The organism is Sphingobium sp. TomTYG74 (assembly GCF_055393875.1).
Map to the genome: position 1 here is coordinate 239,611 of NZ_AP027341.1, position 16,731 is coordinate 256,341.

Genomic DNA, 16,731 nt, shown 5'->3' on the forward strand with positions numbered 1-16,731 from the left:
CGCTTTGATGGCTGAACATCCCCGCCGACAGGAAGGGTTGCAGCGTGTCCAGATCGGCCTGACGGGGCTGGCGGGCGTGGTGCTCCTCGTAGGTTTGGCGAATATCGTGATCGAAAAGGCGCGGATCGATGATCCGGCGGTGCCGCCGCCGACCGTGCCCACTTTGGACGTCAATGCAGTCGCGCCCAAGGAGCCTTTGGCGGAGCTGGGCGTGCAGCCCGCGCCGGAACAACAGCCGATCGTTCCGGATCTTCAGCCCGACCCCAATCTACGCAAGCCGATGGATCGCGATCCACAGCCATCCGGCCGCTGAAAACCCGAACCGGGCCGCGCATTGCATAAGGCGGCGCTACGCACATTTGCAATGCTTTGGCTGGGGCCGACGCTGGTCCTGCTGGCTGGCTTGCCGCCATTGTTGCGGATGGGGCAGGTGGACGTGCGAAGCTGGATGTGGCGAGCGTCGAATCTTATTCTCTTCGCTCTTTTATTTACTCTCAGGCGCCGATCGCTTCGTGCCATCGGGGAGGGATATTCTGGGCAATGTTGGGAGGGGTCGCTTTGAGGCGGAGGCTGGGTTCGACTGAGCTGCATATGTCCGGTTCAAAACGCCGTCCGGTGGCCGAAACATGACTTAGAACCAGAACAAAACGGGATTTCCCAAAATCTCCCGACTTTTCCCTTTTCTTGTGGCCCCGTGCTTGGTATCTAATTCGCATAGGGGTTTGTCAGGCTTTGCTAGTCCTGCGCACCGGGCCGCAATGACGCGGGTTGGTGAGCGGCTGCCTGCGCCCTGCGAACAGAGGGGCAGCAGTCCGCACGTGCCGGAAATCATTCTCTTTACAGGCAACGCGTTCAGCGTAGCGGACGGCAAAGGCCGTTTCGTGCTGCCTTTGGAGATGCGTCGGCAGGTCAAGCTGTCCAGCGGCGGCGAAACGCGGCTTTATCTCTCCGTTCATGGCGACAACCCCTGCGCCACGGGCTTTGGAGAATCGCATCGCCGTTTCCTGTTCACCGAGGTCGAGGAGCTGGCTCGCGAAGCGCGCGCGCAGGGTCGCGACTATAATGCCGATCTGGAGCTGGAACGCCGACTCGGCACGATCGAGGAGGTGAATTTCGACGACGGCGGCCGTTTCGCCATGCATCCGGACATCAAGGATGAATATGGCATCACCGACGCTGTCTTCTTCTATGGCGTTGGCCGCTACATCCAGATCTGGAAGCCGGAAACGCTGGTCGATAGCAAGGATCGTCCGGAATTGATCCGCAACAAGGTGCGTCGCTGGCTGGACCAGCGGATGGCGGGGGACGGCAAGTGACCGCTCCTGCCGATCTGGATCGTCACATCCCGGTTCTGCTCAATGAAGTGCTTCATGCCCTCGCCATCAACCCCGGCGAGATTCATGTGGATGGCACGTTCGGCGCGGGCGGCTATTCCAGTGCGATGGCGGCGCAGGGCGCGAAGGTTTTTGCCTTCGACCGCGATCCCGATGCCATTCGGGAAGGCGAGGCGCTGGCGACGGAGAAGGGTATCACCCTTATCGCCGGGGAATTTTCCCGGATGGAGCAATTGCTGGCTGATCGGGGCATCAATTCCGTCGCAGGCGTGACGCTCGACATCGGCGTGTCCTCGATGCAGCTCGACCGGCCGGAGCGCGGCTTTTCCTTTCAGGCGGACGGCCCCCTCACCATGACGATGAGCCAGAGCGGGATGAGTGCCGCCGATTTCCTGAACAATGCCCCTGAGCAGGAGATTGCCGACGTCCTCTATCGCTATGGCGAGGAGCCGCGCTCGCGCCGGGTGGCCCGCGCGATCGTGGAGGCTCGCCCGTTGGAGCGCACCGGTCAGCTTGCCAGCGTCGTTCGTCGGGCACTGGGCCACAAGCCGCATGACAAGAAGGACCCGGCAACCCGCACCTTCCAGGCGATCCGCATCCATGTGAATCGCGAGCTGGAAGAATTGGAGCGTGGGCTGGAAGCCGCGGAAGCGATGCTGGAAGAGGGTGGTCGATTGGCCGTGGTGACTTTCCACAGCTTGGAAGATCGTATCGTCAAGCAGTTCTTGCGCCAGCGCAGCGGTGGTGAAGGCGCTGGATCGCGCCACCTGCCGGAACGCAAAGCGGCCGCCGAGCCTACCTTTCACAAACCAGCCAAAGCTATTCGCCCCGGCGAGGCAGAGCTGGCCCGCAACCCGCGTGCACGCTCCGCGACCCTGCGCAGCGCCGTTCGTACATCAGCCGCCATTCCTTCCCGGTCCAGTTCCAGGAGCGCCCGCCCATGATCGCGGTGAAGAGGTTGCAGAGCCTGATCTGGATACTGCTCGTCGCGCTGGGTGCGCTTGGCGCCTATCTGGTATCGCTGAAGGTCGCGACCGAGCGTAACGAACTGATGAAGGTGCAGGCGCAGATCGCGCGGGCGCGGGCGGACATTCGCTATCTGGAAACGGAATTCAGCGCGCGGGCCAGCATGCGGCAGCTGGAGCGGTGGAATCAGGATGATTTCATGTACGCGACGCCGACCGCCCAGCAATATCTGGGCGGTGAGCGGGCGCTGGCTAACCTCGACGGCATCCAGCCCAATGGCCCCGATTATATCGCGCCGCCTGTGATGGTGGCGATGGTCGAAAGCCCCGCCGACCTGCCATCTGCGCCGCAGGCCGCTCCGGCGAGTCCCGCAGCCACCCAGATCCGCAGCGATATCGCGGTCATCCGTGAAGCGCATGCGGCTGACAATGTCGAAAAGATTGTCAAACCCGCCGCCAAGACCGCTGCCGAAAAGGCGAAGGACGATGCCGACGTGTCGAAGCCCAATCCGGTGGCTCGCCGTGCGGAACGGATGGCGATGCTGGATGCCAAGCTGCTTGACGACAGCACCATCGGCGACATCAGCGCCAAGGCGGCGCGCGAACGCAAGAAAGGTGCGCGCTGATGGCGACGATCATCGTTCAGCCGGGCGGCGCCAGGGCAGGCAAGCAGCGGGTTGACCTGACGGCGGTCGCGCACAACCGACTGATGTTGCTGCTGATCCTGTTCATGGCAATCACGGCGGTGGTAATTCTGCGGCTCACCTGGGTGGGCATCTTCGCGCATGGCGCAAGCGGCGATGGCGCCGTTTCGGGCCTGCTTCCCGCCCGCGCCGACATTGTCGATCGCAATGGCGTGCCCCTTGCCCGCACGATGGATGCCTATTCGATTGCCGTGCGCCCGTCGAAGCTGATTGGTGAACCTGCCGAGCTTGCGCGCAAGCTGCACGAAATTTTTCCCGACGAGCCAGAAGCGGCCTTCTACAAGAAGCTGACGGGCAAGGGCTGGGCCTATCTGCGCCGCCGCGCGCTGCCCGAGGAAGTTGCGGCGGTGAATGCGCTGGGCGAGATCGGCATCGAATTTCCCCGTGAGAAGGAACGCCTGTATCCGCAGCGCAGCCTGGCGGCGCATGTGCTTGGCTTTGCGCCCAATGCCGACGGGCAGGGCGGCATGGGGGTCGAGGCGGCGTTTAATGACCGGCTGACCGATCCGGCGCTGCGTGGTCAGCCTTTTGCCATTTCGATCGACAGCCGGGTGCAGGGCGCCCTTGAAAGCGAGCTTTACGCGCAGATGGTCGCGCAAAATGCCAAGGGCGCAGGCGGCATCATCATGGACGCGAACACCGGCGAAGTGATCGCGATGGCGTCGATCCCCGTGTTCGATCCCAACAAGCTTCAGAATTACGCGGGCAAGAAATGCAGTGAATCGCCCCTCTGCAACCATATGGTTCAGGCGCGCTACGAACTGGGTTCGACCTTCAAACCGCTGTCGATCGCCGAGGCGATGAATCGTGGCGTCGTTACTTCGATGGCGAAGCGCTACGACGCGACCGCACCGCTCGCGGTGGCCGGGTTCAAGATCAAGGACGATCACGCGCTCGGCCGCTGGCTCAATGTGCCCGAAATTTTGGTGCACAGCTCCAACATTGGCACGGCGCGGATCGCCGATGAAATGGGCGCCGCGCCGATGCAGCAGATGTTCCGCAACCTGCAATTCGACCAGCGCGCGCCCATTGAGCTGAAAGAACGCGCCAAGAGCATCTGGCCTTATAATTGGGGCCGCATAACGACGATGACAGTTTCCTATGGTCATGGCATCGCCGTGACGCCGCTGCACCTCGCCACTGCCTATGCGGCATTGGTGAATGGCGGCATCTGGCGGCCTGCCACCTTGCGCAAGCTGCACGCGAATGAAGTGCCCGAAGGCCACCGCGTCTTTTCCGCCGCCACCAGCGCGCGGATGCGGCAGCTGTTGCGGATGATCGTCGCCGCAGGTACAGGTCGCAGCGCCGACGCCAAGGGATTCCGGGTGGGCGGCAAGACGGGTTCCGCGGAGAAGCCTGAAGAAGGCCGGTACAATAAGAGTTCACTGGTGACGACTTTCGCGTCCGCATTTCCGATGGATAATCCCCGCTACGTCGTGCTGACGATGATGGACGAGCCCAAGGGCAACGCGCAGACTTTCGGTCTGCGCACGGCTGCCTGGACCGCCGCGCCGGTGGTCAAGCGCGTGATCGAACGCACTGCGCCGATGTTGGGCGTGCTGCCTGACGAGCGGCGGGACGTCGATATTTCCGACCTCATGCCCCTGCTTGGGCAAGATAAGGACAAGGATTGAGATGCGCCTCGGGTCGCTTATCGAGGGGCTGGATGTGAAGCTCGACACCGGGACGACGCTGGACGCTTCGGTGTCGGGCTTCGCGATCGATAACCGGAAGGTTGCGCCAGGCACGGTCTTTGGCGCCTTCCAGGGACTGCGGGTGAATGGCGAGGATTTTATTGCCGACGCCGTGCGCGCGGGCGCTGTTGCGGTCGTCGCGCGGCCGGAGGCGAAGGTGGAGGGGGCGGTCCATATCGCCCATGACAATCCCCGCCGCTTTTTCGCTTTGCTTGCCGCTCGCTATTTCGCGCCGTTCCCCGAAGTGACCGTTGCCGTCACTGGCACCAACGGAAAGACGTCGACCGTGGAACTGGCCCGCCAGCTTTGGCGGATGCTTGGGCATCATTCCGCTTCGATCGGCACGCTCGGCGTCACCACCTCAGTCGATCAGGTATCGACGGGCCTGACGACGCCGGACATCGTTACGTTTCTGTCCAACATGTCGGGCCTGAAGCGCGAGGGCATTACTCACGCAGCCTTCGAAGCGTCGAGCCATGGCCTTGCGCAATATCGGACGGAAGGACTGCCGGTGTCGGCCGCCGCCTTCACCAACCTGTCGCGCGACCATCTCGATTATCATGGCGATATGGACAGCTATTTCGACGCCAAGATGCGGCTGTTCGACGAAGTTGTCGCATCCGATGGAACGGCGGTCGTCTGGGCCGATGACGCATGGTCCGACAAGGTCATCCAGCGAGCTACGAAGCGGGGGCTTCGTGTGCTGAGCGTCGGGGTGCAGGGGCAGGCATTACGTCTTGCCAACCGCACCCCGACCCAGTTGGGCCAGACGCTGGAAGTCGAGGCTGGGGGCCAGCTCTACAAGGTCAATTTGCCGTTGATCGGGGCATATCAGGCGGCGAACGCATTGACCGCCGCCGGGCTCGTCATTGCAGGCGGCGAGGATGTGGCGAAGGTTTTGGAGCTGTTGAGCCGGGTTCTGCCCGTGCGCGGTCGTCTGGAACGCGCGGTGATCACCAAGGCGGGCGCGCCAGTCTATGTCGATTATGCGCATACGCCCGATGGATTGCGCGCCGCAATCGAAGCGTTGCGGCCCCATACGCGCGGCAAGCTGATTGCGCTGTTCGGCGCTGGTGGCGATCGCGATGCTGGCAAGCGCCCGCAGATGGGCAAAGTTGCCGCAGAGTTGGCCGATCATGTCATCGTCACGGACGATAATCCCCGATCAGAGGACCCGTCCGCCATACGCGCCGCCGTCATGGCGGGGGCGTCGGGCGCGGAGGAAATCGGTGGTCGCCGCGCCGCCATCGCCGCCGCCATTGCGCGGGCCGGTGGGGATGATATCGTGCTGCTCGCGGGCAAGGGGCATGAACAGGGGCAGATCATCGGTGATCGGGTGTTGCCGTTCGACGATGTCACTGTTGCCCGGGAGTGCGCTGGGTGAGCGAGCTTTGGACCTCTGACGAGATAGCGCAGGCCACGGGGGGCGTCGCTTCGGCGCCCTTCGCCGTTTCGGGCGTTGCCTTCGATAGCCGTGAAGTGACGAATGGTGACCTGTTCGTCGCGATGAAGGGCGAGACGACGGACGGGCATCATTTCATCGACAAAGCTTTCGGTCAGGGCGCCGCTGGCGCGATCGTCAGCGAGCCTGTCGAGCAACCTCATATATTGGTCCCCGACAGTGCCGCTGCGCTGGAAGCGCTGGGCCGTGCTTCCCGCGCGCGCATGCAGGGCAAGGTGGTCGGAGTCACGGGATCAGTCGGCAAGACGGGCACCAAGGAAGCCTTGTTTCAGGCGCTGGACCGCATCTACCCAGGTCAGGTGCATCGGTCGGTCAAAAGCTACAATAATCATGTCGGCGTGCCGCTCAGCCTGTCGCGCATGCCCCGTGCGTCGGCCTTTGGCGTGTTCGAAATGGGCATGAATCATGCCGGTGAACTGGCGCAGCTAACGCGGCAGGTGCGACCGCATGTCGCCATCGTGACCGCTATCGCCCCGGCGCACATCGAATTTTTCGGCACCGAAGAGAAGATCGCGCAGGCCAAGGCGGAGATATTCGAAGGGCTTGAGCCCGACGGCACCGCGGTCATTCCCTATGACAGCCCCCATGTCGCGCCGCTCTACGCCAAGGCGGAGCAGCACGCCTCCCGTATCCTGACCTTTGGTTTCGACGAACAGGCCGATGTGCGCGCGCGTGACATGGTTTCGGCGGCGAATGGGGGGACATTGGTCACGGCCACGCTGCCCAGCGCCGAACTCTGCTTCACCGTGGGCGCACCCGGCGAACATTGGGTGTCGAACGCGCTGGCCGTGCTCGCCGCGGTAGAGGCGTTGGGCGGCGATCTGGCGGCGGCAGGCCTTGCGCTTGCCGAGATGCCTGGCCTGCCGGGCCGTGGCGAGCGGCGGTCTGTCGCGGTCACGGGCGGCGAAGCGCTGCTGATCGATGAAAGCTATAATGCCAATCCGTTGAGCATGGCCGCCACGCTCAAGCAATTGGGCAAGGAAGATGCGAGGCGCCGCATCGCCGTGCTGGGCGGCATGCGGGAATTGGGCGATCGGAGCCACGAACTCCATGCCGGGCTCGCCGAGCCGCTTGCCGCCGGTCAGGTCGACTACGCCATTCTGGTAGGCGATGAAATGAAACCGCTGGCCGAGGCGCTGCATGGCCAGCAATTGGCCTTTGATCATGTGCCGGATACGGCGGCCGCCACCAATCTCATTCGGACGGAAATGCGCGCTGGCGACGCCATATTGGTCAAGGGCTCGAACGGCATCGGCCTGTCGCGCCTGGTTGCCGCGCTTGGGGAACATAAGAACTGATGCTCTATTGGCTCGCCCAGACCATGGATTTCGCGGGGGTTTTCAACCTCATCCGCTATCTGAGCTTCCGCGCGGGCGCGACCATCGCGACGGCCTTCATCATTGGCCTTGTGCTGGGTCCGCGCTTCATCGGCTGGCTGCGGGTGCGGCAGGGCAAGGGTCAGCCGATCCGTGACGATGGTCCGCAAACCCATCTGGCAAAGCGCGGCACGCCGACCATGGGGGGGCTGATGATCCTCACCTCCATGATCACATCGGTCCTTCTGTGGATGGACCTATCGTCCATCTACGTCTGGGCATGCCTGTTCGTGACGCTGGGTTTTGGTGCGATCGGTTTCCTGGACGATTATGACAAGGTGACGAAGGCCAGCCACAAGGGGCTGTCGGGCAAGATGCGCCTGGCGTTCGAGTTCCTGATTGCGGGCATAGCGGCCTGGCTGATCGTCAATCAGCACGGAAATACGGCGCTTTATCTGCCCTTCTACAATGGCCCGGCCATCGAGCTTGGTCCCTTCTACTTCCTTTTCGCCGCCTTCGTGATCGTGGCGTTCGGCAACGCTGTGAACCTGACCGATGGCCTCGACGGCCTTGCGACCATGCCGGTGATCATTGCCTGCATGGCGTTCATGGCGATCGTCTATCTGGTCGGTCGCGCAGACTTTGCGGCCTATCTTGGCATTCCGCATGTGCCGGGCGCGGGCAATCTCACCATATTGTGCGGCGCGATCATTGGCGCGGGCCTTGCTTTCCTCTGGTTCAACGCCCCTCCCGCCGCTGTCTTCATGGGCGATACCGGCAGCTTGGCGCTAGGCGGCACGATCGGCGTCATCGCGGTGACCGCGCATCATGAAATCGTGCTGGGCGTGATTGGCGGGCTGTTCGTGGTCGAGGCGATGAGCGTCATCATCCAAGTGTTCTTCTACAAGCGGACGGGCAAACGTGTGTTCAAGATGGCGCCGATCCACCATCATTTCGAGCAGTTGGGCTGGGCCGAGCCCACCGTCGTGATCCGCTTCTGGATCATCTCTTTCGTGCTGGCCCTTGCCGGTCTCGCCACGCTGAAGCTGCGGTGAGCGGGATGACCCTTACCTCCTCCGCCTTCGCTGGCAAAACCTATGCGGTGCTTGGCCTGGCCCGGTCTGGACTGGCGACTGTAGAGGCACTTGTGGCCAGCGGTGCCCGCGTTGTCGCCTGGGACAATCGGGACGAAGCGCGCGCGGCCGTCGCGGACAAGGCCGAACTGGCCGACCCGCTGGAGATCGACCTCGCGGGCTTTGACGGCGTCGTCGTGTCCCCCGGCGTGCCGCTCAACAAGCATCCAATCGCCATGCATGCCAAGCTCGCAGGCGTGCCCGTCATCGGCGACATCGAACTTTTCGCGCTCGCTCGGCCGACGCTGCCCGCGCATCGCGTGGTTGGCATTACCGGCACCAACGGCAAGTCGACCACGACCGCGCTCGTTCACCACATCATAGAAACGGCGGGTATCCCGACCCGCATGGGCGGTAATATCGGCCTGCCGATTTTAGGGCAGGAGCCGCTGCCGGAGGGCGGCATCTATGTCTTGGAACTGTCGAGTTATCAGATCGACCTGACGCAGAGCCTGGACTGCGACGTTGCCGTGCTGCTCAATATCACCCCGGATCATCTCGATCGCTATAATGGCTTTGAAGGCTATGTCGCGTCGAAGGCTCGGCTGTTCTCCATGCAGTCAGCTGATCATGTCGCGGTGATCGCGACGGAGGATGAGCCGAGCCGGTCCATCGCCGCCCAGACGGGCGCTCGCCGGGTAGAGGTGAAGGCCGGGGATATCGATCCCGCCGCGCAGGCGAAATGGCTGTCGCTTCAAGGGCCGCACAATGCACAGAATGCAGCGGTTGCCTTGGCCGTGGCGCGCGCGCTGGGCATCGATGAAGCGATGATCGAGGCCGGTCTGGCCAGCTATGCCAGCCTGCCGCACCGGATGCAGCGCGTGAAGGAGCTGAACGGCGTTCTTTACGTCAACGACAGCAAGGCGACCAATCCTGCCTCCACCGCGCCCGCGTTGGCGGCCTATCCCCCGGTCGGCGGGCGTCCGCGCCTGCACTGGATAGTCGGGGGTCTGGCGAAAACGGATAATCTGGACGAATGCGCGCCATGGTTCGGCAATGTCGCGGCCGCTTACACGATCGGCGAAGCGGGTCATATGTTCGCCGACCTGCTCAAAGATCATATGGCGGTGGATGACAGCGAGATGCTATCGGCCGCCGTTCGCCGCGCGGCGCGTGTAGCGCAGCCGGGCGACGTGGTGCTGCTTTCGCCAGCCTGTGCCAGTTTCGACCAATTCCGGGATTTCGAGGCGAGAGGCGATGCCTTCGTCGCCGCGGTCACGGCGCTGGAAGAAGGGGGCTTGGACGGTTAAGGGCGGCGCAGGGGCGAAGAAGGGGCGATTACAATGTTCAGGGCAGCCGAACTGGTGAAGGGGTTCAAGAACCGCACCGTTCCGCGCGAACGCACGGCCCTGGCCATCTGGTTCTGGGAGATTGATCGCGTTCTCCTCTCGCTGATCGTCGCGCTGATGGCGATCGGGCTGGTCGCGGTCGCGGCCGCTTCGCCCGTGGCGGCGATCGACCGTTCGACCAGCAGCGTATCCGTCACGCCGCTCATCTATTTCTATCGCCAGCTTATGTGGGTCTTCATCGGCCTGCCGATCATGCTGGTCATATCGATGTTGCCCCGTCAGCAGGCTCGGCGGCTCGCCATGTTCATGACGGCCTTCTTCATCGTGATGTTGCTGTGCGTGCCGGTCCTGGGATCGACCGTCAACGGCGCGCGGCGCTGGATCGACCTGCCCGGCTTCCGTTTTCAGCCATCGGAATTCCTGAAGCCTGTCTACGTGGTCACGATGGCCTGGTTGCTTTCACTGCGGGGCAAGGACATGTCCCTGCCGGTCATTCCGCTGACCGGCGTGTTGACGCTGTTGATCGCGGCGATCCTTATGAAGCAGCCGGACTTCGGCCAGACGGTCATATTCCTTGCCTGCTGGGGATGCCTGTTGCTGCTGTCCGGCGTGTCGATGCGGTTCATCGGCATGATGGGCGGCGTGGCGCTGGCTGGCCTGATCGCCATGTACATGTTCTACGAAAATGGCCGTCAGCGCATCAATGACTTCCTTGGCATCGGCGTCGCGCAGGACACGGGGCCGGACCAGACGGAACTGGCGTTCCGTACGATCACCCATGGCGGATTCACGGGAGTGGGGCCGGGGGGCGGCCAGGAGAAATTCCGCCTGCCCGAAGCGCATACAGACTATATCTTTTCCGTGATCGGTGAAGAGTTCGGACTGCTCGCCTGTATCGGCATCGCCTGCGTCTATCTGGCGATCGTTGTCCGCGTGCTGCTGCGCATGCTGGACGAGGATGATAATTTCACGATCCTGGCCGCAGCGGGCCTTACCACGCAGTTCGGGTTGCAGGCGATCATCAACATGGGAGTGAATGCCCAGATATTTCCTTCGAAGGGCATGACGCTGCCCTTTATCAGCTATGGCGGCTCCTCTATGCTGGCCCTTTGTATCGGGGTCGGCCTGCTGCTTGCGTTCACACGGCGCAATCCCTTCATGGGGCGGCATACCGTCGTCAAATGGAGTGGTCGATGAGCATTTCCCGTCACTTCGTCCTCGCCGCGGGTGGGACGGGCGGTCACATGATTCCGGCGCATGCGGTCGCGGAAGAGTTGATGGCGCGCGGTCATCATGTCGCTTTGGTCACGGACGAGCGCGGGGCGAAAATCCCGGGGATCTTCGATCGTGCGCAGGTTCATGTTCTGCCCGCCGGGCGCATGACCAAAAACCCGAAAAGCTGGCTGGGCGCGCTTAAGGCCATTCTCGCAGGCCGCGCCATGGCCCGCCGCTTGAACGAGACCTTCCGCCCCACTGCCGTCGTCGGCTTTGGCGGCTATCCCGCAATGCCCGCGCTGTTGGGTGCACTGGCCGATGGCATCCCGACCGCCATACACGAACAGAATGCCGTGCTGGGCCGCGTGAACCGCTTCCTCGCCCGCCGCGTCGATGCGATCGCTACGGCTTACCCGAAGGTGGAGCGCCTGCGCGACAAATATGCGGGCAAGGTCCACTTGGTCGGCAATCCGGTTCGCGAGGAAGTAAAGGCGCTGCGGGACGAGGAATTCCCGGCGCTGACGGACGAGAGCGTATTCCGCGTGCTCGTGATCGGCGGCAGCCAGGGCGCCAGCATCCTCTCTTCTGTCGTGCCGGATGGCCTTGGCATGTTGCCGCTCAGCCTGCGCCGCCGTTTGCAGGTGACGCAGCAATGCCGCGCCGAAGATATCGAGCGGGTGCGGCGCTTCTATGCCGACCTTGAGATTCCGGCGGATTTGGCAACCTATTTCAACGATGTGCCGGAAAAACTGAGCTGGTCGCATCTGGTGATCGCGCGGGCTGGCGCATCGACGCTGGCGGAACTCACTTGCGCGGGCCGTCCCGCCATCCTCGTCCCGCTGCCGAGCGCGATGGATGATCACCAAACAGTGAACGCGCGCGAGATGACCGAGGCTGGCGGCGCGCGGACGATCCCCCAGTCCCGCTTCACCGCCGTGGAACTCGCCAAGCAGATGCAGAAGATGGCGATGGAGCCCGGCGCCCTTCAGAACGCTGCCAAGCGCGCCCGTGCCTGTGGCCGTCCCAATGCGGCGCGTGACATGGCCGACCTGCTGGAAAGTATCGGTCCCGCGCCGATCATGAACGATCCTTTGAAGGTCGGCCCGATCCCGACCAGCCTGAATTTGCAGGGCGTCCCTGCATGATGAGTACCCACCTCTCCCCGTTCGGGCTGAGCCTGTCGAAGCCCTTTTCTTCCTTGAAGGAAGAAGTGAAGCCCTTCGACAAGCTCAGGGCGAACGGATGTTTGTACAAGGAATCCCGCGCATGAAGGGTGTCGGCACCGACATCGGCACGATCCATTTCATCGGCATTGGCGGCATCGGCATGTCCGGTATCGCTGAGGTGATGCACAATTTGGGTTACAAGGTTCAGGGTTCCGACGTGGCCGAAGGCTATGTCGTCGAAGGGCTGCGCAAAAAGGGCATCGACGTGATGATCGGGCATAAAGCCGAAAATCTGGGCGACGCCGCCGTTGTCGTGACCTCCACCGCGATCAAGAAGGGCAATCCGGAAGTCGATCTGGCGCTGGAAAAGCGGGTGCCCGTCATTCGCCGCGCGGAAATGCTGGCCGAACTGATGCGCCTGAAATCCACCGTCGCGGTCGCGGGCACCCATGGCAAGACCACAACCACCTCGATGGTCGCGGCCTTGCTGGACGCAGGCGGAGTTGATCCGACCGTCATCAACGGCGGCATCATCAACAGCTACGGCTCCAACGCCCGCCTCGGCAAAAGCGACTGGATGGTTGTCGAGGCCGACGAGAGCGACGGCAGCTTCCTGCGCCTTGACGGGACGCTGGCGGTCGTCACCAACATCGATCCCGAGCATCTCGATCATTATGGCAGCTTCGAGAAGGTGAAGGACGCCTTCGTCGAGTTCGTCGAAAATGTGCCCTTCTACGGCGCGGCGATGCTCTGCCTCGATCATCCCGAAGTGCAGGCGATCCTGCCGCGCGTGCAGGACCGGCGCATCGTCACCTATGGTTTCTCGGCGCAGGCCGACATTCGGGGCGAGAATGTGCAGCCGATCCCCGGTGGCAACCGCTTCGATGTGCAGATTCGGGAGCGCGACGGTTCGCTCCGCCGGATCGAGGGCATCGAAATGCCGATGCCCGGCCGTCATAATGTGCTGAACGCCATGGCGGCGATCGGCGTGGCCCTGCAAATGGGCATCGATGACGCGACGATCCAGACGGGTTTCGCAAAGTTCGGCGGGGTGAAGCGTCGTTTCACCAAAGTCGGAGAGATTCCAGCGGGGCGGGGGATCGCGACCGTCATCGACGATTATGGCCACCACCCGGTCGAGATAAAGGCCGTGCTCGCCGCTGCGCGCGAGGGTGCGAAAGGCCGCGTCATAGCTGTCGTCCAGCCGCATCGTTTCACGCGCTTGCGTGACCTGATGGATGAATTTCAGCAGGCGTTCAACGATGCCGACATCGTCTATGCGGCCCCAGTCTATCCAGCGGGCGAGCAGCCGATCGAAGGTGTCGATAGTGCTGAGCTTGTCGCGGGCCTGAAGCGTCGGGGGCATCGCCACGCCGCTACGGTCGAGGGCGCGGACGATCTGGCCCGCGTGATCGCTGACGATCTTCAGGCTGACGACATGATCATCTGCCTTGGCGCGGGTGACATCACCAAGTGGGCGGCCGGTCTGGCCGCAGCCGTCGCCGCGAAAGAAGCCGCCTGATGAGCCTGCCTCAAACCTTGGCGCTGAGGGCATCGGGTTGACCACGACAGTGGCGCCCCTTCCTCAGGTTCGCGGGTCGCTGAAGGCTGACGCCCCGCTGGCTCCGCTCGTCTGGTTCAAGGCGGGTGGCGTGGCGCAGTGGCTGTTCGAGCCCAAGGATGCCGAGGATTTGGCTGACTTTCTTGCCCATCTGGACCCGGCGGTTCCGGTGATGGCGCTTGGTCTCGGCTCCAACCTGATCGTGCGTGATGGCGGCGTTCCGGGCGTCGTCGTGCGTCTGGGCAAGCCCTTCGCGAAAGTTGAGCAGATCGACGCGACCTCGCTCCGCTGTGGGGGAGGGGCGTCCGGCATCCTCGTATCCTCAACCGCGCGGGATGCGGGCATTGCGGGGCTTGAGTTCCTGCGCTCCATCCCCGGCACGGTGGGCGGTTTCGTGCGTATGAATGGCGGCGCCTATGGGCGCGAGACTTGCGACATTTTGGTCGAGTGCGACGTGGTGCTGCGCTCCGGCGAGCGGGTGACGCTGCCGCTCGACGCCTTGGGCTATACCTATCGGCACAGTAGCCTGCCCGAAGGCGCGGTGGTGGTCAGCGCCGTGTTCCGGGGTGTTCCGGGTGATCCTGCCGCTATTCAGGCCGAAATGGATCGCATCGCCGCAGCGCGCGAGGAAAGCCAGCCGCTCCGCAGCAAGACCGGCGGATCGACCTTCAAGAATCCGGACGGTCACAAGGCCTGGGCTCTGGTTGATGAGGCGGGCTGCCGGGGACTGCAATTGGGTGGCGCTCAGGTTTCGGAAAAGCATACCAACTTCCTCCTCAACCTTGGCGACGCCAGCAGCGCCGACATCGAGGCGCTGGGTGAGGAAGTCCGCCGCCGGGTGAAGGCAAAGAGCGGCGTCGAGCTTGAATGGGAAATTCAGCGGGTGGGAGTGAAGAAGTGACCCTCTCCTCCTTCCCGTCATCCCAGCGGAAGCTGGGATCTCCTTCCTCCTTCCCAGCTTTCGCTGAGATGACGAATATATTTGTTCTGGAGTTCTACAAATGACCCGTGGCCCCTGGCATGTCGCCGTCCTCATGGGAGGCTGGTCCGCCGAGCGCCCAGTGTCGCTGTCGAGCGGCGAGGGGGTCGCCAAAGCACTGGAATCGCGTGGGCATCAGGTCACGCGGATCGACATGGACCACAATGTCGCCGCCCGGCTCGCCGAAACCAAAGCAGATGTGGTTTTCAACGCGCTTCATGGCGTGCCGGGCGAGGATGGCACGGTACAGGGCATGATGGACCTGATGGGCCTTACCTATACTCATTCGGGTCTCGCCACCTCGGTCATCGCGATCGACAAGCAACTGACCAAGCAGGCACTGGTCCCTCAAGGCATCCCAATGCCCGGCGGTCACATCGTTGACAGCGCTAGCCTGTTCGAAGCCGATCCCCTGCCGCGTCCCTATGTGGTGAAGCCGGTCAACGAAGGCAGCTCCGTCGGCGTCGCCATCGTCACGCAGGACGGCAATTACGGGTCGCCCGTTGGCCGCGATGTGGAAGGTCCGTGGCAGCATTTCGATCAGCTCCTTGCCGAGCCCTATATCCGGGGCCGGGAACTGACCACCGCCGTCTTGGGCGATGAGGCTCTGTTGGTGACCGAACTGCGTCCCAAGAGTGGCTTCTATGATTTCGACGCCAAATATACCGACGGCATGACTGAACATGTCTGCCCGGCCGAAATTCCGGACGACATCGGCGAAGCGTGCAAGGCCATCGCCCTGCGCGCGCATCAGCTTCTGGGCTGCAAGGGCGCTTCGCGATCCGATTTCCGCTGGGACGATACGCAGGGGGTCGAGGGGCTCTACCTGCTGGAGGTGAACACCCAGCCCGGCATGACGCCGCTCAGCCTTGTGCCGGAGCAGGCGGCGAAACTGGGCATTGACTATGCCGAGCTGGTCGAGCGTATTGTCGAGGACGCGCTCAACCAGAAACAAGGCGCAAAGGGGGCAGGGCATGGCTGAAGCACGCATCCGGCGGGGAAGCACGGCGCGTCTGACGGGTGCGGGTGGACCTCGCGGCCGCAATGGATCGGGCCGGGGCAAGCCGGGCAAGCGTCGTTCCTGGTTCGGCCGCATGCTGCACGCGCTTCCGGTGAGCGAAGACACGCTGCAACGCATGGCGAGCTGGGCCATCGTGGGCATCGTCGTCGCCGCCGTCGGTGGCATCGCCATGCTGCTGGGCGTGCCAGCGATGGCCGGACAGAAGGCGGCGGAGGTCGCAGCCAATGCCGGTTTCGAGGTTCAGAAGGTCGAAGTGCGCGGCGTCGAGCGCATGGACGAACTGCCAGTCTATAATATCGCGCTGGGTCAGGTAGACCGCTCCATGCTGTCGCTCGACCTGCCCAAGGTGCGCGACGAAATGCTGAAGCTCGGTTGGGTCAAGGACGCGCGCATTTCGCGCCGCCTGCCGGACACGCTGGTGGTCGATATTGTGGAGCGCGATCCGGTCGCTGTGTGGCAGCATGATGGGCAGTTGCACTTGATCGACGTTCAGGGCGTGGTGCTTCAATCCGTGTCTACGGATGCGATGCCGGACTTGCCGCTGGTCGTCGGCCCGGATGCCAATCGCCAGACTGCGGGCCTCAACAAGCTCATGGAGAATGCGCCTGCGCTGAAGCCCATGCTGGCCGGTGCGACCTGGGTCGGGAACCGCCGGTGGGATTTGCGCTTTCAGTCCGGCGAAACGCTTTCGCTGCCTGAAGGAGACAGGGCCTCTGCAACCGCGCTCGTCAATTTCGCGCGCATGGACGGCGTCAACCGCCTATTGGGCCGCGGCATCGTGAAGTTCGACATGCGCGACCCGGATCGCTTCATCCTGCGCCTGCCGCAGAACCAGGTGAGCGATAAAGCCGAAGTCAATGCTCCCGCCGCGCCTCAGGGCGAGGAAGGCTGA

15 protein-coding genes are annotated in these 16,731 nt (G+C 63.3%); all 15 read left to right on the top strand.

Features of this window, described 5'->3' with window-relative positions:
- The first annotated feature begins 7 nt into the window (after window positions 1-7).
- A complete protein-coding gene (locus ACZ5TB_RS01305; RefSeq protein WP_464779040.1) occupies window positions 8-313 on the top strand; it encodes a hypothetical protein in 306 nt (101 codons plus the stop codon).
- Window positions 314-758: 445 nt separating this feature from the next.
- Window positions 759-1,316 carry a division/cell wall cluster transcriptional repressor MraZ gene (locus ACZ5TB_RS01310; RefSeq protein ID WP_464791718.1) on the top strand — a complete coding sequence of 186 codons (558 nt, stop codon included), beginning with the start codon at window positions 759-761 and terminating at the stop codon, window positions 1,314-1,316.
- Entirely contained in the window at window positions 1,313-2,278 is a 966-nt protein-coding gene (rsmH, locus tag ACZ5TB_RS01315; RefSeq protein WP_464779042.1) for a 16S rRNA (cytosine(1402)-N(4))-methyltransferase RsmH, read from the top strand. The genes ACZ5TB_RS01310 and rsmH overlap by 4 nt, the downstream gene beginning before the upstream one ends.
- The gene (locus tag ACZ5TB_RS01320; protein WP_464791719.1) at window positions 2,275-2,925 is read left to right on the top strand and encodes a colicin transporter; all 651 of its coding nucleotides are present in this window, start codon (window positions 2,275-2,277) and stop codon (window positions 2,923-2,925) included. The genes rsmH and ACZ5TB_RS01320 overlap by 4 nt, the downstream gene beginning before the upstream one ends.
- Entirely contained in the window at window positions 2,925-4,637 is a 1,713-nt protein-coding gene (locus ACZ5TB_RS01325; protein WP_464791720.1) for a peptidoglycan D,D-transpeptidase FtsI family protein, read from the top strand. The genes ACZ5TB_RS01320 and ACZ5TB_RS01325 overlap by 1 nt, the downstream gene beginning before the upstream one ends.
- Window position 4,638: 1 nt before the next feature.
- The gene (locus ACZ5TB_RS01330; RefSeq protein WP_464791721.1) at window positions 4,639-6,081 is read left to right on the top strand and encodes a UDP-N-acetylmuramoyl-L-alanyl-D-glutamate--2,6-diaminopimelate ligase; all 1,443 of its coding nucleotides are present in this window, start codon (window positions 4,639-4,641) and stop codon (window positions 6,079-6,081) included.
- Window positions 6,078-7,457 (top strand): UDP-N-acetylmuramoyl-tripeptide--D-alanyl-D-alanine ligase, encoded by a 1,380-nt coding sequence (locus tag ACZ5TB_RS01335; RefSeq protein WP_464791722.1) that lies wholly within the window; start codon window positions 6,078-6,080, stop codon window positions 7,455-7,457. Before ACZ5TB_RS01330 ends, ACZ5TB_RS01335 begins: the two co-directional genes overlap by 4 nt.
- Window positions 7,457-8,530, top strand: a complete 1,074-nt coding sequence (mraY, locus tag ACZ5TB_RS01340) for a phospho-N-acetylmuramoyl-pentapeptide-transferase (protein WP_449471341.1) — start codon at window positions 7,457-7,459, stop codon at window positions 8,528-8,530. Before ACZ5TB_RS01335 ends, mraY begins: the two co-directional genes overlap by 1 nt.
- Window positions 8,531-8,535: 5 nt before the next feature.
- On the top strand, window positions 8,536-9,858 hold the full coding sequence (gene murD / locus ACZ5TB_RS01345) for a UDP-N-acetylmuramoyl-L-alanine--D-glutamate ligase (protein ID WP_464791723.1): 1,323 nt from the start codon (window positions 8,536-8,538) through the stop codon (window positions 9,856-9,858).
- A gap of 33 nt (window positions 9,859-9,891) precedes the next feature.
- Window positions 9,892-11,094: a putative lipid II flippase FtsW gene (gene ftsW / locus ACZ5TB_RS01350; RefSeq protein ID WP_464791724.1), complete on the top strand. Its 1,203-nt coding sequence runs from the start codon at window positions 9,892-9,894 to the stop codon at window positions 11,092-11,094.
- Entirely contained in the window at window positions 11,091-12,257 is a 1,167-nt protein-coding gene (gene murG, locus ACZ5TB_RS01355) for an undecaprenyldiphospho-muramoylpentapeptide beta-N-acetylglucosaminyltransferase (protein WP_464779049.1), read from the top strand. Before ftsW ends, murG begins: the two co-directional genes overlap by 4 nt.
- A 121-nt stretch (window positions 12,258-12,378) precedes the next feature.
- Window positions 12,379-13,800: a UDP-N-acetylmuramate--L-alanine ligase gene (murC, locus tag ACZ5TB_RS01360; protein WP_464791725.1), complete on the top strand. Its 1,422-nt coding sequence runs from the start codon at window positions 12,379-12,381 to the stop codon at window positions 13,798-13,800.
- A 49-nt stretch (window positions 13,801-13,849) separates the two neighbouring features.
- Complete coding sequence (murB, locus tag ACZ5TB_RS01365; protein WP_464792459.1) at window positions 13,850-14,740, top strand: UDP-N-acetylmuramate dehydrogenase; 891 nt, start codon at window positions 13,850-13,852, stop codon at window positions 14,738-14,740.
- A gap of 100 nt (window positions 14,741-14,840) precedes the next feature.
- Window positions 14,841-15,800 (top strand): D-alanine--D-alanine ligase, encoded by a 960-nt coding sequence (locus ACZ5TB_RS01370; RefSeq protein ID WP_464791726.1) that lies wholly within the window; start codon window positions 14,841-14,843, stop codon window positions 15,798-15,800.
- Window positions 15,793-16,731: a cell division protein FtsQ/DivIB gene (locus ACZ5TB_RS01375; RefSeq protein WP_464791727.1), complete on the top strand. Its 939-nt coding sequence runs from the start codon at window positions 15,793-15,795 to the stop codon at window positions 16,729-16,731. The genes ACZ5TB_RS01370 and ACZ5TB_RS01375 overlap by 8 nt, the downstream gene beginning before the upstream one ends.